The following is a 391-nucleotide window of genomic DNA, read 5'->3' as shown; positions in this document are numbered from 1 at the left end:
GTTAGACCTTTGTCAAAACGTTCCTCAATTTTGATTACGCCTTGAAGAGGATTTTGCTTGAGCTTCTTTGGTAGTTGATTATCTGAAAGACCATCAAGGTGGTAATGGAACGTGGTCTTTAGAAAATGGTTAATAAAATTATTAGGTTTGCCAAATAGTCTTCCCATGTTCCAGCCAAAATGCAATAATGCCCACTTCTCTATCGGTGATGCGACCTCGATTCTTGCAGCCGGTATATTAGCCTCGATTTCCTCCGGAGTACGTGAATCCCAGTTTGGAGACGATGCTCTTTGAAACAATCCCAAACGGAAAAACAGCTTTTCCAAATCACAAGGTTTGACATATGGACCTAGTTTCTCGGCGGTGTATTCGCAGGCAAACCGATATTTGG

General features: G+C 41.9%; 1 protein-coding gene. It reads right to left on the bottom strand.

Annotated elements, in window-relative coordinates; genetic code table 11:
• On the bottom strand, positions 1-391 hold a 391-nt coding region (locus tag QGT73_RS17355; protein ID WP_280123262.1), incomplete at both ends, for a hypothetical protein.

It is taken from the genome of Duncaniella muricolitica, from assembly GCF_910574735.1.
GTDB lineage: Bacteria > Bacteroidota > Bacteroidia > Bacteroidales > Muribaculaceae > Duncaniella > Duncaniella muricolitica.
The sequence above is the reverse complement of the archived record's forward strand: the minus strand, read 5'-3'. Positions and strand labels throughout refer to the sequence as shown.